The sequence below is a fragment of the Streptomyces sp. HNM0645 genome (assembly GCF_030056615.1).
GTDB classification, from domain to species: Bacteria; Actinomycetota; Actinomycetes; order Streptomycetales; family Streptomycetaceae; genus Streptomyces; species Streptomyces marianii.
In genome coordinates, this window is record NZ_JASHLT010000075.1 from 1 (window position 1) to 24864 (window position 24864).

23 protein-coding genes and 2 pseudogenes are annotated in these 24864 nt (G+C 71.0%); 11 read left to right on the forward strand and 14 right to left on the reverse strand.

What is annotated here, in order from left to right:
- The coding region (locus QMZ92_RS33805; protein WP_283301459.1) for an alkaline phosphatase D family protein at nt 1–357 on the forward strand (357 nt) is incomplete at its 5' end.
- Nucleotides 358–774: 417 nt separating this feature from the next.
- Here QMZ92_RS33805 and QMZ92_RS33810 read toward each other — a convergent pair.
- The 5 genes from QMZ92_RS33810 to QMZ92_RS33830 all read right to left on the reverse strand — a co-directional run bounded on the left by QMZ92_RS33810 (nt 775) and on the right by QMZ92_RS33830 (nt 4177).
- Entirely contained in the window at nt 775–1242 is a 468-nt protein-coding gene (locus QMZ92_RS33810) for a hypothetical protein (RefSeq protein WP_283301460.1), read from the reverse strand.
- Nucleotides 1226–1717, reverse strand: coding sequence for an RNA polymerase sigma factor (locus QMZ92_RS33815; RefSeq protein WP_138051476.1), 492 nt, complete (start codon nt 1715–1717; stop codon nt 1226–1228). The genes QMZ92_RS33810 and QMZ92_RS33815 overlap by 17 nt, the downstream gene beginning before the upstream one ends.
- 90 nt (nt 1718–1807) lie before the next feature.
- Nucleotides 1808–2416 carry a class F sortase gene (locus QMZ92_RS33820; RefSeq protein WP_283301463.1) on the reverse strand — a complete coding sequence of 203 codons (609 nt, stop codon included), beginning with the start codon at nt 2414–2416 and terminating at the stop codon, nt 1808–1810.
- Nucleotides 2413–2775 (reverse strand): sortase-dependent protein, encoded by a 363-nt coding sequence (locus QMZ92_RS33825; RefSeq protein WP_283301465.1) that lies wholly within the window; start codon nt 2773–2775, stop codon nt 2413–2415. Before QMZ92_RS33825 ends, QMZ92_RS33820 begins: the two co-directional genes overlap by 4 nt.
- Before the next feature lie 529 nt (nt 2776–3304).
- Nucleotides 3305–4177 (reverse strand): helix-turn-helix transcriptional regulator, encoded by an 873-nt coding sequence (locus QMZ92_RS33830; protein ID WP_283301468.1) that lies wholly within the window; start codon nt 4175–4177, stop codon nt 3305–3307.
- A gap of 161 nt (nt 4178–4338) precedes the next feature.
- On the opposite strand from QMZ92_RS33830, the gene QMZ92_RS33835 reads away from it, so the two are divergent.
- The 4 genes from QMZ92_RS33835 (at nt 4339) to QMZ92_RS33850 (ending at nt 8445) form a co-directional block, all read left to right on the forward strand.
- The gene (locus tag QMZ92_RS33835) at nt 4339–5133 is read left to right on the forward strand and encodes an alpha/beta fold hydrolase (protein ID WP_283301471.1); all 795 of its coding nucleotides are present in this window, start codon (nt 4339–4341) and stop codon (nt 5131–5133) included.
- 452 nt (nt 5134–5585) lie between these two features.
- Complete coding sequence (locus tag QMZ92_RS33840) at nt 5586–7205, forward strand: neocarzinostatin apoprotein domain-containing protein (protein WP_283301473.1); 1620 nt, start codon at nt 5586–5588, stop codon at nt 7203–7205.
- A gap of 527 nt (nt 7206–7732) precedes the next feature.
- On the forward strand, nt 7733–8224 hold the full coding sequence (locus tag QMZ92_RS33845; protein WP_283301478.1) for a DUF2975 domain-containing protein: 492 nt from the start codon (nt 7733–7735) through the stop codon (nt 8222–8224).
- Nucleotides 8224–8445, forward strand: a complete 222-nt coding sequence (locus tag QMZ92_RS33850) for a helix-turn-helix domain-containing protein (protein ID WP_283301481.1) — start codon at nt 8224–8226, stop codon at nt 8443–8445. Before QMZ92_RS33845 ends, QMZ92_RS33850 begins: the two co-directional genes overlap by 1 nt.
- A 360-nt stretch (nt 8446–8805) precedes the next feature.
- Here the strand turns inward: QMZ92_RS33850 and QMZ92_RS33860 are convergent, their stop codons facing one another.
- Nucleotides 8806–9213, reverse strand: coding sequence for a hypothetical protein (locus tag QMZ92_RS33860; RefSeq protein ID WP_283301484.1), 408 nt, complete (start codon nt 9211–9213; stop codon nt 8806–8808).
- A 277-nt stretch (nt 9214–9490) separates the two neighbouring features.
- Nucleotides 9491–10363, reverse strand: a complete 873-nt coding sequence (locus QMZ92_RS33865; RefSeq protein WP_283301487.1) for a serine hydrolase — start codon at nt 10361–10363, stop codon at nt 9491–9493.
- A gap of 552 nt (nt 10364–10915) precedes the next feature.
- Between QMZ92_RS33865 and QMZ92_RS33870 the strand changes: the two genes are divergently transcribed.
- Nucleotides 10916–11665, forward strand: coding sequence for an amidohydrolase family protein (locus QMZ92_RS33870; protein WP_283301490.1), 750 nt, complete (start codon nt 10916–10918; stop codon nt 11663–11665).
- 420 nt (nt 11666–12085) lie between these two features.
- Here QMZ92_RS33870 and QMZ92_RS33875 read toward each other — a convergent pair whose 3' ends face one another.
- The gene (locus QMZ92_RS33875) at nt 12086–12307 is read right to left on the reverse strand and encodes a hypothetical protein (protein WP_283301512.1); all 222 of its coding nucleotides are present in this window, start codon (nt 12305–12307) and stop codon (nt 12086–12088) included.
- A gap of 64 nt (nt 12308–12371) precedes the next feature.
- On the opposite strand from QMZ92_RS33875, the gene QMZ92_RS33880 reads away from it, so the two are divergent.
- Nucleotides 12372–12827 (forward strand): GNAT family N-acetyltransferase, encoded by a 456-nt coding sequence (locus QMZ92_RS33880; RefSeq protein WP_283301493.1) that lies wholly within the window; start codon nt 12372–12374, stop codon nt 12825–12827.
- A gap of 309 nt (nt 12828–13136) precedes the next feature.
- Here the strand turns inward: QMZ92_RS33880 and QMZ92_RS33885 are convergent, their stop codons facing one another.
- The 5 genes and pseudogenes from QMZ92_RS33885 to QMZ92_RS33905 all read right to left on the reverse strand — a co-directional run bounded on the left by QMZ92_RS33885 (nt 13137) and on the right by QMZ92_RS33905 (nt 18898).
- Nucleotides 13137–14477: a ferredoxin reductase family protein gene (locus QMZ92_RS33885; RefSeq protein ID WP_283301496.1), complete on the reverse strand. Its 1341-nt coding sequence runs from the start codon at nt 14475–14477 to the stop codon at nt 13137–13139.
- 760 nt (nt 14478–15237) lie between these two features.
- The gene (locus QMZ92_RS33890) at nt 15238–15432 is read right to left on the reverse strand and encodes an acyl carrier protein (RefSeq protein ID WP_283301499.1); all 195 of its coding nucleotides are present in this window, start codon (nt 15430–15432) and stop codon (nt 15238–15240) included.
- Between the two features lie 44 nt (nt 15433–15476).
- Complete coding sequence (locus tag QMZ92_RS33895; protein WP_283301501.1) at nt 15477–16565, reverse strand: KR domain-containing protein; 1089 nt, start codon at nt 16563–16565, stop codon at nt 15477–15479.
- A gap of 10 nt (nt 16566–16575) precedes the next feature.
- Nucleotides 16576–17139: pseudogene (locus tag QMZ92_RS33900) on the reverse strand (acyltransferase domain-containing protein); the annotation flags it as partial.
- A gap of 388 nt (nt 17140–17527) precedes the next feature.
- Nucleotides 17528–18898 carry a CoA transferase gene (locus tag QMZ92_RS33905; RefSeq protein WP_283301503.1) on the reverse strand — a complete coding sequence of 457 codons (1371 nt, stop codon included), beginning with the start codon at nt 18896–18898 and terminating at the stop codon, nt 17528–17530.
- A 411-nt stretch (nt 18899–19309) separates the two neighbouring features.
- Here QMZ92_RS33905 and QMZ92_RS33910 point away from each other — a divergent pair.
- The 4 genes and pseudogenes from QMZ92_RS33910 to QMZ92_RS33925 all read left to right on the forward strand — a co-directional run bounded on the left by QMZ92_RS33910 (nt 19310) and on the right by QMZ92_RS33925 (nt 23813).
- Nucleotides 19310–19593 (forward strand): annotated as a pseudogene (locus QMZ92_RS33910) (NUDIX hydrolase).
- Nucleotides 19594–19722: 129 nt separating this feature from the next.
- The gene (locus QMZ92_RS33915; protein ID WP_283301505.1) at nt 19723–21138 is read left to right on the forward strand and encodes a hypothetical protein; all 1416 of its coding nucleotides are present in this window, start codon (nt 19723–19725) and stop codon (nt 21136–21138) included.
- Nucleotides 21139–21240: 102 nt separating this feature from the next.
- The gene (locus tag QMZ92_RS33920) at nt 21241–22476 is read left to right on the forward strand and encodes an AAA family ATPase (protein ID WP_283301506.1); all 1236 of its coding nucleotides are present in this window, start codon (nt 21241–21243) and stop codon (nt 22474–22476) included.
- A gap of 137 nt (nt 22477–22613) precedes the next feature.
- Entirely contained in the window at nt 22614–23813 is a 1200-nt protein-coding gene (locus QMZ92_RS33925; RefSeq protein ID WP_283301510.1) for a vWA domain-containing protein, read from the forward strand.
- Here the strand turns inward: QMZ92_RS33925 and QMZ92_RS33930 are convergent.
- Nucleotides 23762–24193: a hypothetical protein gene (locus QMZ92_RS33930; protein WP_283301508.1), complete on the reverse strand. Its 432-nt coding sequence runs from the start codon at nt 24191–24193 to the stop codon at nt 23762–23764. The two genes, QMZ92_RS33925 and QMZ92_RS33930, sit on opposite strands and share 52 nt — an antisense overlap.
- Nucleotides 24194–24864 lie beyond the last annotated feature (671 nt).

Below are 24864 nucleotides of genomic sequence, written 5' to 3' on the forward strand. Positions count from 1 at the left end.
TGGGCCAACGACGTGCCGGTGAAGGCGGCGACGTACCCGCTGTCGCGGTCGGCGGCCACCGAGTTCGTGGTGGCGTCGGTGACCACCGAGAACCTGGACGACATCCTGCACGTGGCCCCCGGCACCGTCTCCCTGGTCGCGGCCACCGCGATCAAGGTCGCGAACCGCCATGTGAAGTGGGTCGACTTGGACCACCACGGCTACGGTGTCCTCGACGTGACCGCCGAACGGTCGCAGATGGACTACTACGTCCTGTCCGACCGGACGAAGAAGGACGCGACGGCCGGCTGGGTCCGCTCCTATCGGACGCTGAACGGAACACAGAAGGTCGAGCGAGTGAGCCAGCCGGTGCGCTGAAGCCGAGAGCGCGGGCCGATGGGCGGGCTGTCGCACGGAACGGCGCGCTCGGGTCGTCCGGCGGCGACCCGCTGCCGCTGGTGCGGCCGCACGTACCGGAGCCGGGGCACAAGGCACCCGTCGGCTGCCTGCAGGTGCCCGGGATGCAGAAGGGGCTTCGGCTTCGCGCACTCCCTCGCCCGATTCGGGCAGCCCGGGGGCGGACCGGCTCCGACCGCGATCCCTCAAGAACCAAGCGGGCTCGGCGAGTCGTGCCGGTACTCCGTCGTTGCGGGGGCGGCCGGCTGCCGCCCCGTGGCCGCCTGTGGCCTTCGAGGCGTCACGGTTCCGTGCCGACGCCTCGCCTGCATCGCACGCCGCGCTGCGGGCGCCCCCTCCCTGGCACCCGAGTCGCGCGGCTGGTCTTCCCCGGACAGCTCACTGGCTCGCCGACGGCTCGATTCGCGCCCAGGTCGATGACGGTGGCGATGTGGGTTCCTGTGACGGAGTCGGTTCCGCCGGCGGTTCGTGGGTGGGGCGGACCTCCGAGCCGCTAGGGGCACGGGACCCGTCGGTCCACGGGGCCGCCGGCACGGACGGGTGCGGGGACGTCGGCGGGGTCGCGGGCGGCGTCGGGCTGCTCGCGGGCAGCGGGGCAAGCGGGACCGTCGGCGAGGTGGGTGTGCCGGGTGCCGTCAGGTGGAGCGGCAGGGCGATGAGCGCGGCGACGGCGGAGGCCAGGCCGACGCCGACCGCTGCGCGGAGCACGCGGCGGCGGGTCGCGGTGCGGCGGATCGCCTCGTAGCGGCCGGGGGGTGGACCGAGGTGGTCGGGGGTTGGCCGGAGGATCACCGAGAGAGGGTCGTCGGGGCCGAAATCCGGGCCGTCGTCAAAGCGTGTGGTCAAGGCTTCTCCTCAGATGGACGCGGAGCAGTTCGCGGGCCGCGTGGAGGTCGGCCTTGACGGTTCCTTCCTTGCGCTCGGTCAGCGCGGACACCTCCCGGATCGACATGTCAGCGTAGTAGTGGAGGAGGATCGGGACGCGGAGTCGTTCCGGCAGCGACTGCACCAGCAGGCGCACCGACGGGTCGGCCTGTTCGGGGTGGGGGCGGACGGCGACCTCCGACGTCACGCGACGCATGGCCTTGCGCTCGCGCTCCAGCTTGCGCCAGTGGTCTCGAACGAGGTTGGCCGCGGTGACGTAGAGGAAGCCGCGGGGTTCCTCCACCTTCGTCCAGCGCGCCCAGAGCCGGGTGAACGCCTCCGAGGCGATCTCGTGGGCCGTCTCGTCGTCGTCGACGAGACGGCGGCACCAGCCTGCGAGGCGCGGGTAGAGGGCGGCGAACAGCTCGGAAGCTGCCTTGTCGCGGGACCGTTTCAACGTTCTCCATGGTCGTGGGGGCCGTCGGAGGAGAGGATGCCGGGCCGTCGGAGTACGTTCCTCGGGCCCGGGATCCGTTCTGCGGGCAGGTCAGGTGGCAGTGGCGCTCAGCTCGGCGAAAACGATCACGTTGTCGCGGTACTCGTCGCCGGTACGGGGTCCGCCGCACGTGATCAGCCGCAACTCCGGGCGGTTCACGTCCCCGTAGACGTCGTTCGCCGGGAAGTCCGCCTTGGCGACCGTCCGTACGGAGCTGACGGCGAACACCGCCTCCGTGCGGTTCTCCAGACGCGCCTCGATCCGGTCGCCCCGGTGCAGGCGGGACAGGTGGCGGAAGACGCCGTCCCCATACGCACCGACCGTGACATGGCCGAGGATCACCGATGGACCGATCTGACCCGGTGTCGGCGAGTGCTGGTACCAGCCCGCCCGGTCGTGCGCCGTGATCGGGGGCACCTGCACGCTGCCGTCCGGGGCCAGGCCCAGTCGTATGACCGGGGTGTCCACGTCGATGGCAGGGATGTGCAGCCCGACCGGCACCGAACGCCGCAGGGGCTGGACCGACTTCACGGAGGGCCGGTGCCGTCGCGAACCGCTCGGGCCTGCGGTCGTGTCCGCACCACCCCCGTGACCGCGGCATCCCACGAGCAGCGAGCCCAGTGCCGCGGTGGTGAACGCGCGCCTGGGAAGCGGGGTCATGCCCCGGTCGCCTGCCGGCGCCGTACGACGTGGAACGCCGCGCCGCCCGCGACGAGCACCGCGGCAGCGCCCGCGCCGATCAGCTTGCCCTGACCCCCGGAATCCGAGGGCACCGCCGTCACACCGGTGTCGGGCGCGCCGCTCGGGACCACGGAGACCTGGCCCGGGGCCGGCTCCTGGGGCGCCTCGGTGCCGGGAGCCGAGGGGACGGGCGTCGGCTCCCGGGTCGGTTCGGCGCTCGGAGCCGGGGCGACCGTGGTGGTCGGGCTGGGCGACGGCCCGTCCGCGAACGCGGGCGCGGTGCTCGCCGGCACGACGGTGCAGACAAGTGCAAGGACGCTGAGGACAGTTCGGCGCATCGAATCGCTCTCCTTCTTCGGTTCGCCCGGTGCTTCTGGTGAGCGGCGGGCTGAGTGACGGATCGAGCGGAGAGACGAGGCGGCGGCGAAGCAGGTTGTAAAGGGACGGCAAAGCCGCCAGGGCCGGTCCCGGCCGGCGGAGGTGCGGGCCGCTGCCGCCGGCCTGCCGGTCAGGCCGTGGTGCAGGTCGAGCCGCGCACGGTGAGGTGGGTGATGCTCCACCGGCGCCTGGCTCGCGACTGGGAAACCTGCCGCCCCGCTCCGAAGCCGTGATCCACATCGCCACGGCCGACCTCGTCGCCCGCTGCCTCGCGGGCGAGAGCACGATCTCCTGGCGCGACCCGGAAACGACCGCCGATGAACTCACCCCCGGGATGGGACAGCGGACGAGAACGACCTCTCATCGCGCTGACCAAGCCGTAGCCGGGGCCTGTTGGTCTCTCTGGAGGAAACAGGCTGACGACGGCGTGCAGTGCCCTTGAGGTGCGGGGACCTGCCTGAGGGGTGGAGGCGGGCCGGGCTCGGGGCCTCAGCTCCTGTCGGGACCGGCTGCGGGGAATCGCTCGGTGCCGATGACCCGGAGGAGCGCGAGGCGGCTTGCTGTGTCGCTGCCGGGCGGCGGCGTGTACAGAACGAGGCGCTGGTCGCCTTCGGGAACCAGCAGCATCTGGCAATCCAGGTCCACGGCGCCGATTTCGTCGTGGAGGACTCGCATCCGGGTGTGCCTGCGCACTGCGACCTCGTGCAGTTCCCACAGCTCGCAGAACTCCTCGCTGGCCGCGCGCAGTCGCTCCAGGAGCCGGTTCGCCGCGGCGTCAGCGCCGCGTCGTGCCACTGCGGCGCGCAGATCGGCGACATGCAGGCGGCTGTAGTGGCCGTGCTCCTCCGGCGGGTAGGCGGCCCGGGCCGCGGGGGAGGTGAACCAGCGCCAGGCCACGTTGCGGCCATGTTCGGAGACCGTACACACCTCGCTGAACAGGGCCTCGGCGATGGCGTTCTGCGCGAGGACGTCACCGAGATCGCTCAGCACCTGGGCCGGGGTGCAGGGCAACTGGTCGAGCAGGTGCAGCAACCCCGGGCCGACGTGGCCGGTGTCGGTGGGGGCCGCAGGCGGCGGGTGGCCTGCCAGCAGGTGGAGGTGGTCCCGTTCGTCCGCGGACAGACGCAGGGCGCGGGCGAGCGCGGCCAGCATGGACGCGGAGGGCTGCGGCCCGCGCGCCTGCTCCAGCCGGATGTAGTAGTCGGCTGACATCCCGGCCAGCTGAGCGACCTCCTCACGCCGCAGTCCCGGTATCCGCCGTCGAGGGCCCGGCGTCAGCCCCACTTCCGCAGGGCGGACCCGATCCCTTCGACGGCGCAGAAAGTCGGCGAGCTCACGGCGGTTGATCGACATGACGGTCATCCTGCACGACTCGCCCTCAGCCGAACCAGGGACTGGCGGTCCCAGGGTCAGCAGGCCCCTGCCGCCCCTGGCCGCGCAGCGGCAGGGTGGTGACAGGCACCGGGCCGAGCACACCCGGCCCGGTGCCTGTCACCACCCTTTCCCTGTCGAGGAGTTCCGCCATGGCCACCGTCACCGTCGCCGACGCCCAGGTCCACTACGAGACCTTCGGCACCGGCACCGGACCCACCCTCGTCCTGGTGCACGGCACCGGCTCTGCCGGCGCCGCGCTCACCTGGGGCGAGACCGCCCCCCGCTTCGCCACCACCCACACCGTGATCACGCCGGACCTGTCCGGCACCGACCGGACCACCGACACCGGCGCACCACTGACCGTCGAGCGGCTGGCCGCCCAGGTGATCGCCGTCATCGAGGACGCGGGCGGGGACCCCGTGGACCTGCTCGGCTTCTCCATGGGCGCCCCGGTCACCGCGGCCGTGGCCGCGCTCCGCCCCGACCTCGTACGCCGACTCGTTCTGGCCGCCGGCTGGGCACACACCGACAGCGACGAGTACCTGCGCAATCTGTTCACCCTCTGGCAGCAGCTCGGCCACAGCGACCCAGCAGCCTTCGGCCGCAGCGTCACCATGACCGGCTTCAGCCGCGCCTTCCTCAACACCATCGGCCGCGACCAGGTGGAAGCGCTGATCCCCAACGTGCCGCCCACGCCGGGCACGCTGCGCCACGTCGACCTCGACACCCGTGTGGACATCCGCCACCTGCTGCCCCGCATTCAGACCCCGACCCTGGTACTCGGTGCCACGCAGGACGCCACCGTCCCCGTCGAGCACAGCCGCACGCTCCACGAGGCGATCCCGCACAGCACCTACGCCGAGATCGATGCCGGGCACGTCATGTTCTTCGAGAAGGCGGACGAGTTCGCCACGGCAGTGGGCGAGTTCCTCCGCGCGGCATGATCGGCCCCTGCCGATGTGCGCCCCTGCCTGCCCGCGGTCTGGCGGGCGGCGTCCGTCATCCTTGACGTCGGTCTCCTGACGGCCCAGGGATGCGGTCCTCCCGCCGCACCGATCACGCCTGCGGGCGCATGCCGGAGTTCGGCCCGCGTCTGCCGGGCCGCGTGCCCCGCCGGCGTGCCCCGCTCGGACCGTCCTGTGCCGTAGTGGCTGTTCATGACCGACATGATCTCGGTACGGCTGGTGTGATCACGCCTTCGTACCGTCCGAGGGGCGGGCCGCACTTCCCTCGGATCCTCACCCGGGCCATCCCACGGCACGACCTTGGGCGTCGCGGTATCCCGGCCACCGGGGCCCCCGCCCGGATCCGCACTCGGGATACCGCGTGGCGGCTTGTTTGCGCCGGTGACGCCAGCTGCCGCTGGCAGTGTCCCGAGCAGACCACAAGGATGTCCGTGGCCAAGGAGGTCGACGAGGAAGGACGGGAGTGCATGGACTTACGACGAAGAACACGGGGCGGCTCGCGGATGGGAGCGCTGAGACGCTGTGCCGTGGTGCTGGTGCTGGTGCTCGCCTGCGCCGGTGGTCTGGCGGGCCCGGTATCACCACAGGCCGCCTCCGCGGTCGCCGCATCCGTTGCTGCCGCGTGCTCCACCGATCCCACCGCCGAGGGCCGGGCGGGCACGCCGGTTGCCGACAGCCTGGTGTCCGTGGACCGGGCAGACGGCCGAATCGCCCAGTTCCAGCTCTTCTACGACGCCACCGCAACCGGGGGCCTGCCCTTCGTCTGGCAGCGCGAACAAGGCGAGCCGGCAGGCCCGTTCGGGGGGTGGCAGCGGGTCGGCGCGGCAACCGTGGGACCGAAGAACCACTCGATCTCTGCCATCGAGAACTCGGCGGGCAGGCTCGAGCTCCTGTTCCCGAGTTACGGCTCGTACTGCCATGTGCAGGAGGACGGCAGCCCGGGCGGTTGGAGCGTGCCCGCCCCCTTCGGGCTGTCGCCGGCGCCGTACCAGGGCGGAGTCGTGCTGTTCAAGGAGCGGGACGGCAGCATCGACGCCCTGGCTTCAGGGTCGCGGGCCGGCCGCGCGATGGAACTGCGCCACCAGCAGGACGCGGGTACCGGCTGGGGGCCCGTCCAGTCCATGGGCCAGGTACCGGAGGCGAACGTGGGCCTCGGCCAGCCGGGCACGGTGGAACAGCTTCAGGACGGACGCCTCCACGTGACGGCGCGAGAGTGGAACAGGGACCGCATCTGGGAGATCGTCCAGACGGCACCCGGCGGGGACTGGGGCCCCTGGCAGCCGCAGTCCCCGCCGAGCACGCAGCCGGCGCGGGCCGACGCTTCCGCGAGGCACGTCCAGACGTCACCGACCGCCAGCGGCGCCCGGCTGGAAGCGGACCGCACGACGTCGCTGCTGGACGGGGACATCGTCACCTTCACCATCGCAGGCGGGCCGCCGAAGGCCTATGTGTGGGTCAAGCAGTGCGGCCCCTCGCCATCCGTGACCACCTGTGACGATGCCACGGGCCGTCAGTTCCGCGTGTACCCGGACGGCACCTACGCGCCCGCGCCGAAGAAGCTGTACGCCCAACTCAGCACCGGCGCCGGCGGTATCGACTGCCGTACCGTGCAGCAGGGCCAGTCGTGTTCCCTGGCCCTCACGGACAACACCGGGGCCCTGCTGGCCACCCTCCCGTTGCACTTCCAACCCGACGGCAGCCCCGAGGCGCCACCCACCCTGCTGGTGAACCCTCACCAGGGCCTGGTGGGCGGCCAGTCGGTGCACGCGACCGGTCAAGGCTACGAACCGCGCTACCACGTGGCGATCATGGAGTGCGCCAGCGGCGCGACCGACACCCTCGGCTGCCGTCCGCGCGGCAGGCCGCCGGCGACCAGCGACAGCGGCCATGTCGACGAGACGGTCACATTGTCGGTGACGTTCACCAGCATCGATGGCCGTACCGTCGATTGCCGTGCCGAGGGAGCCTGCGAGCTGGTTGTCTTCGGCACCCGGGTCCGCGGTCCGGACTCGGTGCGACAGCCGCTCGAATTCCTGGCCACGGCCGGGTGACCCCCGGCCGGTGACACGCCGCTGACCGGTACTCCGCGACGAGTACCGGTCAGCGGACCAGCCCCGCCCCACCGTCCGCGGCCATGGCCAGGGGGTTCGTCGTCGATATCAACACGGGCAGCGGTGTCGACGCTGGTCGGGTAGTCCGCCGGGATCGCTGAATCGCCGAGGTGGAGCCTCCCCTTGATCACCGCGGACGCCCTGGAGACTGGGAACCTTGAGGTTCCGGAGGAAGCCGCACCAGGAGTGAAGCAGGGCGTCCGGAGAGCGGTCGATCGCCATCAACGGCAACCCCGGGGCACTGCCTCCACCGGCGACACAGGGTTTCGGCATGGTCGGGCGACCGATTGCGGCCGAGCGAGGCCGACTTCGGCAAGATCGGAAACCTTTGCGTGCACGCCGTGCCATGGGAGGGAGGCGGCGGCCTTCCACCTGGTGCGAGACCGTCCCTGTCCTCCGTTCCAGCCCTTGCTCCATCTATCGATATTCGATAGATTTCCATCGCAATTCGATGAAAGGGCAGAGTCATGGGAAAGCTGGCCGTGGGTGCGCTGCGCGCCGTGCTCGTGGTGGTGCTCGTCGGCACCCTGTTCGTACAGGCAGGAATGGTGTGGGCGCTGGTCAGCGGGAACGACCCGGAGGACGGGTCGCTCCCACTGACCCCACTGCGCGTGATCACGATCCTGGGCATGGTGGCGGTCCAGGCCGTCCTGGTCTGCGTATGGCGACTGGTGGCGATGGTGCGACGCGGAACCGTGTTCTCCCATGCGGCGTTCCGCTACGTGGACGGCGTGATCGGCGGCATCGTGGCGGCCGCCCTCGCGTGGTTCGCGGTCGCGGCCGTCAACGCGCCGGGCCAGCGGGACGACCCTGGTGTCACCGTCATCATGGGCGGGGTCGGGGTGGGAATCCTGGGGGTCGCGCTCATCGTGCTCGTGCTGCGGACGCTGCTTGCCCAGGCCATCACACGCGACGGTGAAGCCGCTCAGATGCAGGCCGAGTTGGACGAGGTGATCTGATGCCGATCGCCGTCGACATCGATGTGATGCTCGCCAGGCGGAAGATGTCCGTGGGAGACCTCGCGGACCGCGTGGGAATCACGCCCGCCAACCTGGCAGTGCTCAAGAACGGCCGCGCCAAGGCGGTGCGCTTCGCGACGCTCGCCGCGCTCTGTGAGGTGCTCGAGTGCCAGCCGGGTGACCTGTTGCGCTGGGAGCCCGAGGACGCCGCGGGCGAATGAGCCGTGCCTGCTTCCTGGACTTCTCGTCCGTGAAGAGCGCGCTGCCGTCCGTCTGCTGCTTGACCTTCAGGCCCTTGTCCTTCAGCGGCAGTGTGCGGGTGTAGCCCCCGACGGCCGGCTTCTGCTCGATCTCGACGAACTGCTCGAAACCGGTGCGTGGCCTCGACGACCACGTCCGCGCCGGGGACTGCGTTGACGTACTCCGCGAGTGTGCCCTCCACCTCGGGGGCGGGTAACCCGCCCGTTCACTGCAGCGTGATCTGCTCATCGCCCTCCCCGGCGGCGATTGCCCTGCCCGTGATCGCTACCTGGGAGTTGTCCCTCGGCGCCGGGCCGCCGTCGGCGGGGTGGCGGCTCCGTTCAGGCAGAGGTCGAGGAGTGCGTGCATGCGGGGGAGGGGAGGGACGGGTTGGCCGCGGCGCCCTCTGCGGTGCGGGAGTCAGTGAGGAGGGTTTCCAGCGCCTCTGGTTTCAGGGTCGGGTTGGCGGCGGCTGCCCGGCGTACTGCATCGTCGGGGTCTTCCAGCGGAGGTTTGGGAGCGAGTCGTGCGGGGTCGACGTGCCGGTCGCAGGCGAGGGCTCGGCGGATCCGCCTGGCCGGGTGGCGGAGGGCCGCCTCGATGACGGCGCGGGGAAGGTCGCGGCCCTCGCACATCAGCAAGCCGGCCTCACCGACCGCTTCGTCCAGGAGCCGGATCAGCACGTCGGCGGGCGCCGCCGCGTTGACGGCGATGCCGCGCAGCCACAGTCCACGGAGAGAGTCGGACACCACATCATCCTGCCCTCCTCCCGGGCCGAGCCGGGGGCCCTTCTTGGTCCTTTCTTCGGTGGCCCGGCTGCGCTGCCGAAGGGCGAGACTCGCAACAGCACCGCTACCGTGCGTGCCTGACGCGGGTCTCGCGCCGTGCTTCGCCGCCGTTCACCAATCGGTCGAAGACCAGTCCGTCGATGCAGGTCAGCGGAGTGTGAGTGCGGTTCTCGACGTCAGTGACGTCGTGCGCGGCGAGGCGAGGCGAGCGGTCGCCTCAGCGATCCGGGTGGCGCAGTCAGCCCGTACTGATCTCCACAGCGTTCGCCGTGGAGTTGAGGCCCTTGTGAATCGCGCGGGCCACCGCTTCGGTGGTGGCGACTCCGGCGGCCATTGTCTCGTTGTCGTGGGTGAGCACGGTGATGGTGTAGTCGTGCCCGCGGCCGGTGAAGGCGCCCAGGCCGTGCACCCGCCAGCCGTGCGTGGCGCGTGACAGCCAGCCGTTCTTGACATGAAACTGCGCGGAGCTCGGCGCGCCTGCCGGTGTACCCCAGCGCTGCGAGGCGACGACCTTGCTCATCAGCTTGAGGGCGTAGGCGCGCGCCTTGTCGCTGAGCACGCTGTTCCTGCCCGTGATCAGGTCCATCAGCTTCTGCTCGTCACCGGCGGTGATCTGGGTCAGGCCCCAGTGGCCGTTGCCGCCCGGCACCGTCCGGGTCATGTCTGCCGCAGACAGGAAGCTCTTGACCTTCGGTACTCCGAGCTGCTGCCACAGCGCGGTCGTCGCGTCGTTGTCCGACTTCGTGATCATCGCGGTCGCGAGCTCGGTCTCACGCGTGGTGAGGTGGCGGTTCTGCCTGTCCACGTCCCACAGCAGCGTCGCGAGGACGGTGACCTTGACGGTACTGGCGGAGTCGAACCTCTGGTCCGCCCGCAGCGTGCAAACCGTGTTCGTCATGCGATCGTGCAGTGACACGGCAGTGACGGCTGTCCTGCCCCTGAGCGCGGCCGTGATGTCCCGCTGCAGCTTTGCGGCCAGCCCAGCCTTCTCCGAGCTGCACCGCACCCTCGGTGCCGCCGCGACGGCGTCCGCCGCCCCGGCCCCCACGAACACGGGAACGGCCGTTCCGGCGACGACCGCGGCGGCCAGGATGCGTCGGAATGCATGCATGTGCCCCAAGTCATTCCACCTCTTCCTGATGTCGACCGGTTTGCCTGACCAGTGTTGGTGAAGGAGGCATGAGATGGGGTGTGATTTCGGTCACGGAGGAGTTGGGTGGCCACGGTCGCGACCCTCGTGTGGCCTGGTACCGGACCGCCCTGCGCGGTCCGGTACCAGGCCACGCCTTCCCGATCCTGCCGGTCGCAGCCGGCACGGCCGTGACGAAGAGCTCACCATGCCCGCAGCCAGGCATGACCGCCCCGAGTCTCCGAGCCGTCGCGGAGTGTCAGCCGCACGACGGGTGAGGCGCGAGGTGCGGAAAGAACGCCTGCCGCCGCTCCTTCTCGACGGTGAGCGGGTGCGTGCGGCACAGTCGGTCGTAGATCTTGTCGGTGTCCCGGTCGATCAGGCAGGTGTGCTCCAGCTCGATCCCGCTGTCCGTTCAGCCGCTGGCGCAGTAGCAGCAGAGCGTTCTGCAGGTGCCGGGCTGTTCAGGGTGATCTGTAAGCCCTTGGCAATCGGCCCACGTTCTGGTTGATGGCCACGGAAAGGAATCATGTGATGAACGCGCGTCCCTTTTTCGACGCCCACTTCCATGTGATCGACGGCCGCTTTCCTCTGTTCGAGCATGACGGCTATCTGCCGGGGGAGTTCACGGTTCAGCAGTACCGGGAGCGTACTGCCGCTTTGGGTGTCGTGGGTGGTGCGGTCGTCTCGGGGTCGTTCCAGGGATTTGATCAGAGCTGCCTCCTTGACGCGCTCTCGCAGTTGGGTCCGGGTTTCGTCGGTGTCGCCCAGATCCCGCACGATCTCCCCGACGCGGAGGTCGCGCGTCTGGCCGGGCGGGGTGTGCGCGGGGTCCGTTTCAACCTGCGCCGCGGTGGCTCCGCCGGTGTGGAGGATCTTGAAAGCCTGGCACGCCGTGTTCATCATGTGGCCGGCATGCACGTCGAGCTTTACGTCGACGCTCGCGACCTTCCCGAACTCGCCGGGATCCTGGCCGCCCTGCCCGCGGTGAGCATCGACCACCTGGGCCTGCACGCGGACGGTCTGCCGCATCTGCTGGCGCTCGTCGAGTGCGGTGTCCGGGTGAAGGCCACGGGTTTCGGACGGGTCGAACTCGATGTCCCGAAGGCGCTTCGGGCCGTGCTGAAGGCCGACCCGACCGCTCTGATGGCCGGCACCGACCTGCCTTCCACCCGGGCCCGGCGCCCCTTCGCCGATACGGACCTCGAACTTGTGGCGGAGGTGGCCGAAGAGCACCTGGATTGCGTCATGTACGGCAACGCGGCGGCCTTCTACCGGGTATGAGGAGGTACGCGATCATCTCGGTTCCGGCGTGATGCCGATCGGGCTGTGAAGCTTCCCGGTCCTTGTCCCAAGGCCGGGTGGTTGGCCTTTGCGCGGTGCACGCGAGGGGCGGCTCTCTGCGTGACTGCCGCGCAGCGTCCTGTGCGGACTCTCCTGACAAATTCGTCTCGGTCCAGCGCACGAGTTGCCCGTGGGTGGCGACGAGGGTGACGTCGCCGAGGGGGATGTCAAGTCCTCAACGGCCCTGCCTCAAGACTGTCGGATGAGGAACGGGCTGCACCTCAGGCGTGAGCCCTGCGGTGCCGGGGCATCCTGGCGTGCGCCGAGGGTGCTTCGGATGCTGGGTCGCGGCCTGGAACACCGGGCCCAAGGCACACGTCCGAACCAAGACCACCTGAACAGACTGCCTGGGTCAGGAACCTAGCCGCCGTGCTCGTGGCGGACGTTCGCCTCGATCGGCTGCACCTGGTAGCCCGGCTCCATCGCGTACGCGACGGTGGGCGTGGCGTACGCCGCTGCGGTGGGTGCCCGGGCCGTGTCCGGCCACTCGTCGACACGTGTCCGGCGGTGGCGCCGTTTCTCGACGGCCCGCGCGCGCCTGGCAGACTCGCCGCAAGCACCGAAGACAGCCCCAGCCCTCACGCCGCCTGGGGAACGCGACGCAGGACCGGCGGCAGCGAGTGGCCGTGAAGAAGGACTGGCAGGAATGAAGATCGCGACAGACGACTTGTCCGGACCTGAGATCGCCCGCTTCCTCGACGAGCATGTCCGCCAGATGCGGGCCATCTCGCCTCCGGAGAGCAAGCACGCGCTCGACCTCGACGCCCTCCGCAAGCCTGAGGTCACCTTCTGGGTGGTACGGGACAGTGACAGCCTGGTGGGCTGCGGCGCGCTCAAGCGGCTGGACGCGGGCCACGCCGAACTGAAGTCGATGCGCACCATGGCGGCGCGCAAGCGGAGCGGGGTCGCGTCCCTGCTGCTGGAGCACATCATCGCCGAGGCCGAGCACATGGGCTTCACACGGCTGAGCCTGGAGACCGGCACGGCCGAGTTCTTCCTGCCCGCCAGAAAGCTGTACGAGAAGTTCGGGTTCGTCTACTGCGAGCCGTTCGCGGACTACCAGCCCGACCCTCACAGTACGTTCATGACGAGGACGCTCTGAGGAACCTCGCTCCGTTCACGGGTCTTGCCGATGGCCCCGGGCCGGACGACGTCCCGATCGTCACGGTCACGCCTGGTCAGGGGGCAGGACCGGCGACCGCCTCCGGCTCCGGCCAGAGCTCCCGGGAACCTCGTGGAGGAGCGGCTCGCTCCTCCACGTGCGGGCGCCGGGACCGTCGACGTGCCCGAGCAGCCGGAGGACTTGGGCTGGACGCCTCCTCGTCCGCGGGCTGCTTGCGTGAGCTGGCGGCCACCGTTTCGGCCCGTGGCGGGTCTCCGCGCAGGTCTGGCGCTCGGGCCGTTCCCGGGTTCAGGCCAGACCGAACTTCTCGGCGTGCACCTGCCGCGCCGGTACCCGCAGGTCTCGCAGTCCGGCGAGCACGGCCCTGGTCATGGCGGGTGGGCCGCAGACGTACACATCACGTTCGGTGATGTCGGGGACCAGCCGGTGCAGGTTGCCCGAACCGAGCGGCAGGACACCGTCCTCGCCGGTCCTGCCGGTGAGCAGGTGCAACCGTCCGCTCCGGAGCTCCACCAGCTGGCGCACCTCGTTCAGCAGCACGGCGTCGGCCTCGCTGCGCACCCGGTACAGCACGACGACGTCACCGGTCGCCTCCTCCTCCAGCATGGCCCGCACGGGTGTGATCCCCACACCGCCGGCGATCAGCAGGGTGCCGGCCCGGGTCCGGTGCAGCGAGGTGAACGCCCCGTACGGCCCCTCGACGAAGGCGCGGCTACCGACGGGGACGTTCCGCAGGCCGGCGCTGGTGCTGCCCGCTGCCTTCGCCGTGAGGCGCAGCCCTTGTCCGTCGGGCGCCGCCGACAGTGAGAAGGGGTTGGCCAGCCACCAGTGGTTGTGCCCGGGGAACCGCCAGATGCAGAACTGACCCGCCCGGGCCGGGAGCTTGTCGAGGTGTCGGCCGGTGACGTAGACGGAGACCACGTTGTCCGACTCCGGTACCACGGCCGCGACACGGAACCGGTGGTGGACGTTGCGCCACAGCGGCACGGCGACGCGCCCGGTCAGCAGGGCACCGAAGGCGAACAGCCACAGCACCCACCAGTAGGCCGTGGCGAACGCGGAGGACGTGAACGTCGTGGTCTCCTGCAACTGGTGGACGAACGACAGGCCCACGGCCACGTAGAGCAGCAGGTGCAGACCGTGCCAGACCTCGTACCGCAGTCGCCGCCGCAGGGGTCGGGTGGAGATCACGGCGATCACGACGATCACGGCCGTGGCGAGCATGCCCAGCAGGGAGGCCGGCACCCCGCTCAGTGCGGCGAACGTCTTCCCCGCGGACGCGCCGTCGAGTTTCGCATAGCCGAGCACCACCAGCGTGGCATGGGTGAGAACCGTCCACAGCAGCAGGAACCCGACCCAGCGGTGCCACACAGTGAGCCGGTCCATCCCGATACGGCGGTCCAGCCAGGGAAGCCGGGCCACCAGCAGCAGTTGGAACAGCATCAGCAGCGCCGCGTGCAATCCGAAGAACCTGGCGATCGTGAGCACCTCGTTCTTGCCCGAACCGGCGCTGAGGAACAGCGTCTCGACGATCACCACATTGACGATGGCGAAGCCCCGCATCGCCCAGCGCGCCGCGTCCACCGGAAGCACGGTACCCACCCGCACCGTGTTGTTCACCGCCGCCATGATCGCCTCACATCCCCCCGTGGCCGCGCCACTCGCGACCCGTATGCACAAACCCGATGAAGATCGAGCAATTCGTCCGGATACGCATCTCGATCGGATAAGCATACGAAGCGCGGGCCCGATCCGTTCACGCCAGAAGCTCCTGAATCCGGCCCGCGTTCGGTGCGTCCTGCGGACCAGGGTTCCGCGACGGTGCATGCCGCCGAGTGGTGCGGCCGTCCGGGGCGCGTGCCGCGCACCCGGCCCGTTCCCTCAAGCACCGAGGCCCGCCCGTGGTCCCGGCGTTCGCTCCCGGCTCCCGTTTCCAGGCCACTCTCCTCGGGTTGGCCCCTGCGCCCGTCCTCATCGTCTGCATACGCTGCGGCTACGCATCCCACGCTCGCCGCCGACCTCGACCGGTTTCCCGAACTCCTGCAGTCCGCCCGCGATTTCGCGGCCCGTGAGCCCATCTGCGCCCGGTGATGACCGTTGCGGGCCCGCCGCCGACGGACCACATGAGGACGTTCCCAGGTGCCGTCGACAACCCACATGCGAAGTCGGTTGTAGATCCGCACCAGTTGGCGTACCCCCTGGCAATCGGAACCACTGCGACCCGGTCTGGACAGCGGACAGGGCCCAGACCTGGGGGAGATCGTCGGGCCCTCCCTCGAGGAGCACGATTTCGTAGCGGTCATGAGTCTTGCCTCCAGCAGGCCGGGAAGGCCCGACGAGCGAGGATGGGGGCGTTCCGACGCGCAGGGCTCCGAGCCCTCGTGCCGGCTCACGCCCCGCCAGGGTCCTCGAGCGGCAGCCCCATGACGTCGGCGAGGCCTTCGGCCAGGGCCGCCAGCGTCGGGTGCTCGTAGACGAACCTGGGTGTGATCCTGATGTCCAGTCCTGCCTCGAGCCGGGTACGCAGTTCGAGGGAGAGGAGCGAGTCGAACCCCAGTGACCTCAGGGGCGTCTGGGCGTCCAAGGTGCTGCTTTCGCCCAGCCGGAGGACGGCGCGGACATGGCCGGCTATATAGGTCTCCAGGCCCCGCGCCGGGCGAGGCCGGCCGGGAGTGACCTGAGCGCGGCGCGCATGTCGCGGGCCCCTTCTCCTCGTCCTTCGACCGGTGCTCCGTCCTTGGGCGTTCCGTCCTGGGTGAGGTGGCTGAGCAGGGAGGAGTGCCGGACCGCCGGCGGGATCCAGGTGTCGGGATCGCCGGGGATGACACCGGTACGGGTGCGGCCGTGGATCAGCAGGGTGTTGAGGGCATGGAGCCCTTTGTGGGTGGGGATGGTGCGGTAGCCGCGTTCAGCGAAGTCCACCGCGGCTCCCGTCTCGCCCCACGGGCCCCGGTTCACGGACAGCGTCGGCAGGCCCTGCCGGGTGCGCCATGCCGCGAATCCGTCGAGCCAGGCGTTGGCGGCCGCGTAGGCGCCCTGGCCCGGGTTGCCCAGCAAGGAGGCCATGGACGAGTAGACGGCGAACCAGTCCAGGGCGTGGTGTGCCACCGCTTCGTGGAGTTTCCACGCCCCGTCCACCTCCGGGCGCCAGACGTCGCTGAGTCGGCTGTGCGAGATGTTGGTGATCGTGGCGTCGCGCAGCACCATCGCGGCGTGCGCTATGCCCCGTAGAGGCAGCCCGTCCGCTGTGGCAGCCGCCACCAGGCGGTCGGCCGTTCCCGGTTCGGCGATGTCCCCCAGGACGACGGTGATCCTCGTGCCGCGGCCGCGCAGCTGGGCCAGGATCCGTTCGGTGAGCGCGCCGTCCGGGTACAGGACGGACCAGTCGACGGGTACGCCGGCGCAGTGCAGCGCGGCCAGCTGGGTGCGGAACGTGGCGATCTCGTTCTGGTCGCGGCGGAGGGTGGGCAGCACGACCGGCCGCGGCGACACCTCCGGCAGGCTGTCCGTGACTGATCGGGCGACGACGGGATGGGGGGAGACTTCCAGATAGACGAGATGACGGTCCGCGGCTGCCGCGGCGATCGCGGAGGCGAAACGGACCGGGCGGCGGAGGTTCGCGCACCGGTAGGTGGCGTCGAAAGCCGGTGTCCGCCGCGGGTCTTCGAGAACCGTGGAGTAGAAACGGGACGGAAGGCCGCTGCGGTGCCAGGTCACGCAATCCCTTCCACAGATCCGGAAGCAGCGGGTCGACCTGAGGTGGGTGCGAAGCGACGTCAACGGTTACCGGGTGCGCCGGGACACCACGGGCCTCCCACCTGGCGACCAGCTCGTCGACGGTGCGCGGGGCGCCCGCGACGACCGTGGACCGGGGGGACGCGAGGACGGCGACCGAGACCGACCCGCGCAGCCCGGCCGTGTCGAGCTCCCGCTGCACCGTGGCACGATCCAGACCCACGGCCGCCATCGCTCCGGCACCCGCGATCCGTGCGAGCAGCGACGAGCGCCGGCAGACGACCTTCACGCCGTCCGCGAGCGTCAGCGCTCCGGCCACGACAGCAGCCGCCACCTCGCCCATGGAATGGCCCACCACCGCGGCCGGCTCGACGCCGTGGGCGCGCCAGAGCGCGGCGAGTGCGGTCTGCACGGCGAACAGCAGCGGCTGCAACCGAGCGCAGTCGGTGACCGGTTCCTCCCGGGCAAGAAGCCGGAGCACGGAGAACCCCGCCTCGGCCTGAATCAGCCCGTCGGCCACCGCCAGAGCCGCCGCGAACGCGGAATTGTTCGTCACCCACGATCAGTCCGTGGAGGAGCGGGTACGGCAGTTCGCGACCCGCATTCCGGCGGACGACCCGCGGAAGACCGCTGAGCTTCGAGAACGCTGAGGACCAGGTGCAGGAACGCGCGAGCTGAGAGTGGCCGGGTCCTTGAGGGCCCGCCCTCTGCCAAGGCGGCTTCACCTTGATCGTTTCCTGGGGGCGGGTCTCACACGGTGAGTCTGGCGAGTTTCCTGTAGCAGGCCAGGGTGGCGGCGAGGCCGAGGAAGGCGGGGGAAGTGGCTGCCACTTCGTTCGTACCGGACCCTGAGGCGGCGGTAGCCGAAGAGCCCCGGCCGACGTGGCGGATCGGCCTTCACGGTTCAGCATCATGCCGCATCACCGAAGCGCCACGTGTGACGACTACCGGACCCAGTTCGGCAGATCGGTGCCCCACTCGGTTGGTGCATGATTCCAGTTCGTGGGCGCGCCGTCGTAGTGGACCGGGGGGAGGGCATGACGGAGCAGACCGTAGGGGGATTCGGTCTCGGTGAGCCAGGGGCCGGGGTGGTAGGGGTCGGCTTCGCCCTGTACGGGGGTGGGGCGGAGGTCGTGCAGCAGCCAGGACGCCGTGCCTGCCAGGGAGAGACGAAGCTGCCGCCCGCCGCCGATTGCCTGGCGGTCGCTCAGTGCCCGTAGAACGGCGGCGGCGAGCAGGTACCCGGTTCCGTGGTCCAGGGCCTGCGCGGGCAGTGCACCGGGGCGGCCGTCGGCCGCGGCCTCGACTGCAGCGATACCGGTACCGGCTTGGACCAGGCTGTCGAAGCCGCGGCGCTCGGCCCAAGGGCCGGACCAGCCCCAAGCGGACAGTTGGGCGACGATCAGGCCGGGATGCCGGGACAGCAGCGCATCGGGGGCCAGTCCGTGCCGGTCCAGGGCACCGGGGCGATAGCCGGTCACCACGACGTCTGCCTGGCTGAGGAGGTCATCGAACGCATGCCGGTCGCCAGGGCTGGTGAGGTCCAGCAGCGTGGAGCGTTTACCCACGCCGGTGTCGGCGTGAGCATCTGCATCCTCGGGGAGCCGGGGGGCATCCACGCGCAGCACGTCTGCGCCCAGCAGTGCCAGTGTGCGGGTGCCCACGGGGCCGGCGATGACGCGGGTCAGGTCCAGTACCCGGACCCCCTGCGCCGGCTTCGACGCGGGCGTCAGCAGTCGGGGGGTGCCCCGGTCCATGCGACGTGTCCCGACCAGAGCGGGGCCGGGCGCACTGGGTGCGGGAGCTACGGCCACGGCCAGGCCGCCTGCCGCGTACACGGTCTCCTGAACGTGGCGGGCAGGACGCGATGCCAGTTCCTTCGAGAGCACTTCCGCCAGTGCCTGGTCCTCTCCGGTGTCCGCGATTCCCAGGGCGCCGAGCAGCCGGGCACGGTGGTGCGGGTAGTTGGCGTGTGTGCGCACCCATCCGTCGGCCGTCTGCCAGAACCCGGACAGTGGGGCGAAGGACGTCGGAGTCCGGCCGTCGATCCGCAGATGACGTTCACTGACGAACGCGGTGGCCACTGCTCCCTCGGACACCCGCACCGCGGGCACCGGCACGCCGTTGCGCAGCGCCAGCAGTTCCGCTGCCGCCAGCGAGGCCACTGCCACGCTGGCCCGCGCCAGTTCCCTCACCGGCAGGCGCGAGGGCAGGACCGTGCCCGCTCCCTCGAAGGACACGCGCTGAAGCAGTTGCTCCTGGCCCTCCAGGGCCGCCCAGGCGTGCCCGGTGGCCGCGTCACCGGTGTCCGTCATCCGCTCATTGTGCAACACAACCCAGCGAGCGATGTGCCGGGTTGGTGTCGGGGGAGGGGGTCAGTGGCGGTATGTCAGGTTGCTCTTCGTCGAAGTAGCGTCGAGACTCCGCGCATTGGTGGAACACGGTGCGCGAGTGTCCTGTTCGTCTGACCCGCGCCGGAGCGGTGCGCGTCGGCGGAGGTGGCAGCGATCGGGTTCCCGGGCTCGTGGAGGCACTTCGCGTTGCGGAGGCTGCGTTGGCGCCGATGTCCTTCGTCGCTGTCGTCGATGACCGGGTCGTCGGGCATGTCCTGCCGAGCACGACGATGTTGGATGCTCGGCTCCGGATCGTGGACGTCCTGTCGCTGTCGCCGCCGGGCCGATGGTTCGCCGGCGGGCCGGCTCTCCTGGAAGTTCTCCGCCGGAGCGGTGGAGCCCGGTGAGTCACGCGAAGACGCAGCCGTGCGGGAGAGGCGCGAGGAAACCGGTCTGGTCGTGGTCGCCCTGGCGCAGTTGGGCGAACGGTTGGACCCGAAGACCCGTCGGACGGTGTCCTGCACGGCGTGCGCGTTGTCGGCGGCACCTGCTGTGAAGCGGACACGCAGGAGCTGTCCGAGCTCGTCCGGGTCGCCCTGGGGCAGATCCCGCAGCATGTGCCGTACGGACTCTTCGAGCCGGTGCAGGAATACCTCGAGGCCACTCTGCCTCCGTAATCGCCACGGACGCGGACAGCCACTCGTCAAAGGAGAGTGACAGAACTCGACCGGTGTGGCTACGATGCCCGCGATGAAGAACTCCTCCTCATTCGGATTGGGGGCATCGTTCGCTCAGGGTGAGTGCTGATGGCACATCACTTCGCGAACGGGATTCCGCCCCGACTGCTGATGTGGCAGCGCGTCCGTGAGTACGCTGTGCCACCGTCCATGATCGAGACCGCGACCGCACGGCGTGTTGTCGGTGACTGGGCGGGGGCCTGTGCCGCTGCCCGGATCGATGTCGATCTCGATCTGCGCGCCGTGGGACGTCACCACGGCACCGAACTCGTCACCCGCCTCCGGTCGGACCTGCGCCGTCTTGCGCCCGATCTGCTGCGCTGGCACATGCCCCGGAGCGCCCCCGACGGGTTGCTCCGTCCCGGCCTCACCGTCTGTCTGGCCCGATACCCGGGCTCCGGTTCCGGCGACGGATGTTCCGACGGCGCGCCGCTGCGGTTGGTGGTGCGGACGCCGCCGGCCTGGGCGGAGGCCGGGCAGCGGATGTCGCTGGCATTGTGGGACGCAGGAGGGAACGGTTTCGGGGCTGACGGCCCCGGGCGGCATCCGCATCCGCATCCCGACCGGCGTTTCCGGCTCGATCTGCACCGGCATCTCTGGGACGCCGCACGGAGCGGGGAGCTGGCGCGGCGCAGTACCACCGGTGGCGATTCCCCCTGGGCGGTGCCGCGTTGGGCTGCCGAAGCAGAGCTGCTGCTGCGCGCCGACGGGCAGGACCCACGTGGGGCGTTCCGTGTGCGGCTCGGGGCGCGGAGCAGTGTCGTGTACGAACTCGTCGCGCCCGACGACTGCCATGCCCCGGCGTTGCGGGAAGTTCGGACCTCGCGGTACGACGTCGCCGCGCTTCCGGTGCTGCCGGAGGCAGCGGCGCGGGTGCTGCCGGATCTGGAACTGCTGGGGGCCGGGTTGGTCTCGGCCGGACGGTTGCATCCGCTGGTCGCCGCCGCGCTGGCGCCGTACGCAGCGGTGGCGCCAGTGGTCGGGACCGGGCCGGAGAGCGGTGACCCGCACCGGGTGGAGTGCCGGGGCGCGGTGCACCGGATCGCGCTGCGGGACGGGGTGCTGACGGCCGTCGATCACGAGCCGGACCAACTGCGGCGCGAGGAGCTGCTGGTGGCGCTCGGCGGTCCGCCGCTGCCCTGTCTGCGGGCGATCGACGCCGTGCACCGCAGCCCCGAGGCGCTGCCCGCGGTGCGGGAACGGCTGGGCCACGGTGATGTCGCCGGGGCGCTGGCCGTGGTCGAAGGATTGCTCGGGCCTGGCGCGGTGCTGCGCGACGGGCCGCTCCGGGAGGCTCTGGAGTCGGCCGTGGCCCGGCGAGTCGACCACGGACTGTTCCGCTCGGGGCTGGACACCTCGCACCCCGCCGCCCGTGCGGCCAGGACGCCGCAGGACCACCACCTCCGCCCGGACCTCCGTGCGCTGTCCGCCCTTCGGCTCAAGCGCGGCCGGCGGACCCGGCCTCGTAACGCCCTCGTCGACTGACTTCGCCGAACCCGCTCCCCGCGCCGACTTCGCCGCCTCGACGAAGTCGCGCTGTCTCCTTGTCCCTTGCCGCGCGTCCTGCGCCATTCGCGACCCCAGGTGATGCCCATGACCTCCCGTCTCTCCCTCGCCGACGATCTCCTCTCCCTCCTTCGCACGACCACCACGGAACCCCGTCCGGACGAGCAACTCGAAGCGCTCGCCCTGGCCGTGTCGGCCGACCTGCCCGTACTGCTCTGGGGCGAGCCCGGCATCGGCAAGACCGCAGCCCTGAACCAGCTCGCCGACTCCCTCGGCCTGCCTCTGACGACCGTGATCGCCAGCGTCCACGAACCGTCCGACTTCTCCGGGCTGCCCATCATCGGCGACGATCCGGAGGTACGGGGGGTGCCGATGGCGCCGCCTCAGTGGGCCGTTGAGCTGGTTCGGGCCGGGCGGGGACTGCTGTTCCTGGACGAGCTGTCCACCGCGACCCCGGCGGTTCAGGCCGCGCTGCTGCGGGTGGTGCTTGAGCGGAGGGTGGGCGCGCTGCAACTCCCGCCCGGGGTGCGGATCGTGGCCGCGGCCAATCCGCGTGCCTCGGCGGCGGACGGATGGGAGCTGAGCCCGCCGCTGGCCAACCGGTTCGTGCATCTCTACTGGGTGCACGACCGGGACGTGGTGGTGCGCGGGCTCGGCGGGGTGTGGCCCCGGGCGGAGCTGCCACGGCTGGCGCCGGAGCTGTTGCCGGAGGCGGTGGACTTGGCCCGGCGCGCGGTCTGCGGATTCCTGGAGGCCCGGCCCACGCTCATCCACCGGCTGCCGAACAGCGAGACACGGCGCGGCGGTGCCTGGCCGTCACCTCGAAGCTGGGATGCCGCGTTGACACTGCTTGCCTTCGGCACTGCGGCCTCGGTGTCCCGGGAGGTGCTGGCACTGCTGGTACGCGGCGCGGTCGGAGACGGGCCCGGGCTTGAGCTCCTCGCCCATCTGGACCGGATGGACCTCCCGGACCCGGAGACGCTGCTGGCCGACCCGGCCGCCGCCGAGCTGCCGGTACGGGGCGATCTCCGTCAGGCGGCGCTGGAGGCGGTGGTGGCAGCCGTCGGGGCGCGGCCGGAACGCGAACGCTGGGAGGCGGGCTGGGCGGTGCTTGTCCGAGCGCTGGAGACCGGCGCCCCGGATCTGCTGGTCGCTCCGGCTACGGCGCTGGCCTCGCTGCGGCGCGACGACTGGGAGGTGCCTCCGGCTGTGGAGCGGCTGGCGGGGGTGATCGGTCTCGCCGAGCGGGCGGACCGGTCGGTGGAGAAGACCGCCCCGCGGACGCCAGCGGGGCTTGCGGCGGGGGCGCGCCGATGACCGGATCCATGACGAAGCGGCCACTCCCGCGTCCGATGTCGCGGCCGGCGCCGCCGCGCCAGGTACGGGCCACGGTGCCGTCGGAACCGGCCGCCGTGCCGAGCGAGCCGACCGACAAGGCCGTGCTCAAGCTGGACATGGAGAAGCTGCTGGCGGCCCGGCTGCACGCGGTGAAGGTGCGTCCCTATCTGGCAGCCGCACTGTTCGCGCTGCACGTGGTGGAGGACCGGTCGGTGCCGACGATGGCGGTGGACGCGTACTGGCGCTGCTACGTCTCCCCCGCCTTCGTGGCCCTCATGCCGGTGGAGGAGCTGGCGGGTGTCTGGGTGCACGAGGTGTCCCATCTGCTCCGGGACCACCACGGGCGCGGTGAGCGCTATGCGCGGGAGCACGAGGCATACGGGCCTGGTGAGAGACTGCGGCGGAACATCGCCGCGGACTTCGAGATCAACGACGACATCTACGGCGAGGGACTGCCGAGGCCCACCGGGGCGGTGCTGCCGTCGTTGCTGGGTCTGGGCGACGGGCTGCTGATGGAGGAGTACCTGCGGACGGCTTCACTGTCCGGGCCCGCCGCGGAACTGGCCTGGCTGGACTGCGGCGGCGGTGCCGACGGGCAGGCGCGGCCCTGGGAACTGGGGCCTGACGGGGCACACGGACTGTCCAGGCAACAGCGGGACGCGGTCCGCTTCCGGGTCGCGGAGGGGATCCGGGGCAAGCCGGGCAACGCTCCGGAGGGCTGGCGCCGCTGGGCGGACGAGGCGTTCCATCCGCCGCAGTCATGGCGGCGGTTGCTGGGAGCGGCGGTCCGCTCGGCGGTGGGCGAGCAGGGAGCGGGCGAGAACCACAGCTACCGCCGCCCGTCCCGGCGCTCGGCCTCCGTACCCGGGGTGCTGCTGCCAAGCCTGCGCCCTGCGCCGCCTCGGGTGTGCGTGGTGATCGACACCTCCGGGTCGGTGAGCGACGCCGAACTGGGCAGCGCGCTGTTGGAGGTGGCGGCGATCTCGCGGGCGGTGGGCGGCCGTCGTGACCTGGTGTCGGTGATCTCGTGTGACGCGGCGGCCGGGGTCGCCGTGCCGCTCTGCCGCGCCGAGCGGATCGAGTTGATCGGCGGCGGCGGCACGGACCTGCGCTCCGGCTTCGAGCGCGCGCTGCGCTCCCGTCCGGACGTGGTCGTCGCCCTGACGGACGGCCAGACGCCCTGGCCCTCGGCACAGCCGTCCTGCCGCGCGGTGGTCGGGCTCTTCCCCCGCCCCATGCGAGCCGCGGACGAGAACAACCCGGGCTACGTCCCGGACGCTCCGCCGTCCTGGGCGCGGGTGGTCACCATCGGCTGAGCGGAGGGCGGGCGCAGCTGTCTGGAGTCCGGGATCCCAGTCCGGTCCCGCAGCGCCCAGATCTCCTTGACCGGCAGCAGCGGGTTGGCCGCCGCGCTCCATCCCGCCTCGGGGTCGGCCAGCATCTCCATCAGGCGCCGCACCGGCAGCCGTTGGTTGTGCCCGGTCACCGAGCGGACCCGGGCGTCCGGGTCATGGCTCAGGCACTCGACAAGTTCGGGCGTGGCGTCCGGGGCGCGCAGGACGAGGAGACGGGCGTCTCGGTCGGGGGCCTCCGCGAAGCGGGTGGCGAGGCCGGTCGAGCCCGCCGCGGCGCTGCTGCGTGCGGCGGTCCGAGCCGAACTGCGGGTGCGACCGACGACCGCGGACCCTTCCAGCATCGGCAATCATCGGACCACGCCATGGCAGCACGGCCGGTCACCGGCATTCGAAGGGTTCCGCCGGCCTTGCCGTCGGAGGTGACGGTCAGATTGGCCCTGACCTCGGTTTTCCCGCCGTACGAACGGTAGACCGCGGACAAGCGCACACCCGGCAGTGCCGCCAACTTCTCGGCTGCTGCGGCGCCCTTGGTCGCCACCGTGGCTGAGGGCTCTCCGCCCGCCCCCGTGCAGCCCGCGTCACGCCCGCCGGAATCATCAGGCCGAAACAGGGCTACGAGTACAACGATCGCCGTCGCCAGTGACGGGCCCGCATACAGGCAACGCCGGCTGCGGGAGCCAGTTGTCGGTGCTGCGGTGGGCGGGTGGGCCGGCGGTGGGGGAACGGTGGGAGGTAGGGGAGGGAACCCGGGTGCCGCGTCCTCGGGCCACGGGCTGTCCGGTGGTCCGACGGGGGGAGGCGGACACTGTGGTGGCTCCGGCGTGCCCGCAGCACTTCTCAGAGGGCGATATGAGAGTTGATGACTGATTTTGCCGCTTCGTTGAGGGTGAGCGGCAGGTCGCTGCAGGATCCGCGACTTCAGTAGCGATCCCCATCGAGGGCTCTTTCGATCTTCGTTTGGCCCGCCCACTGATCCAAGACGGGACTGCCTAGGGGTTGTGAGCCCTGTGGG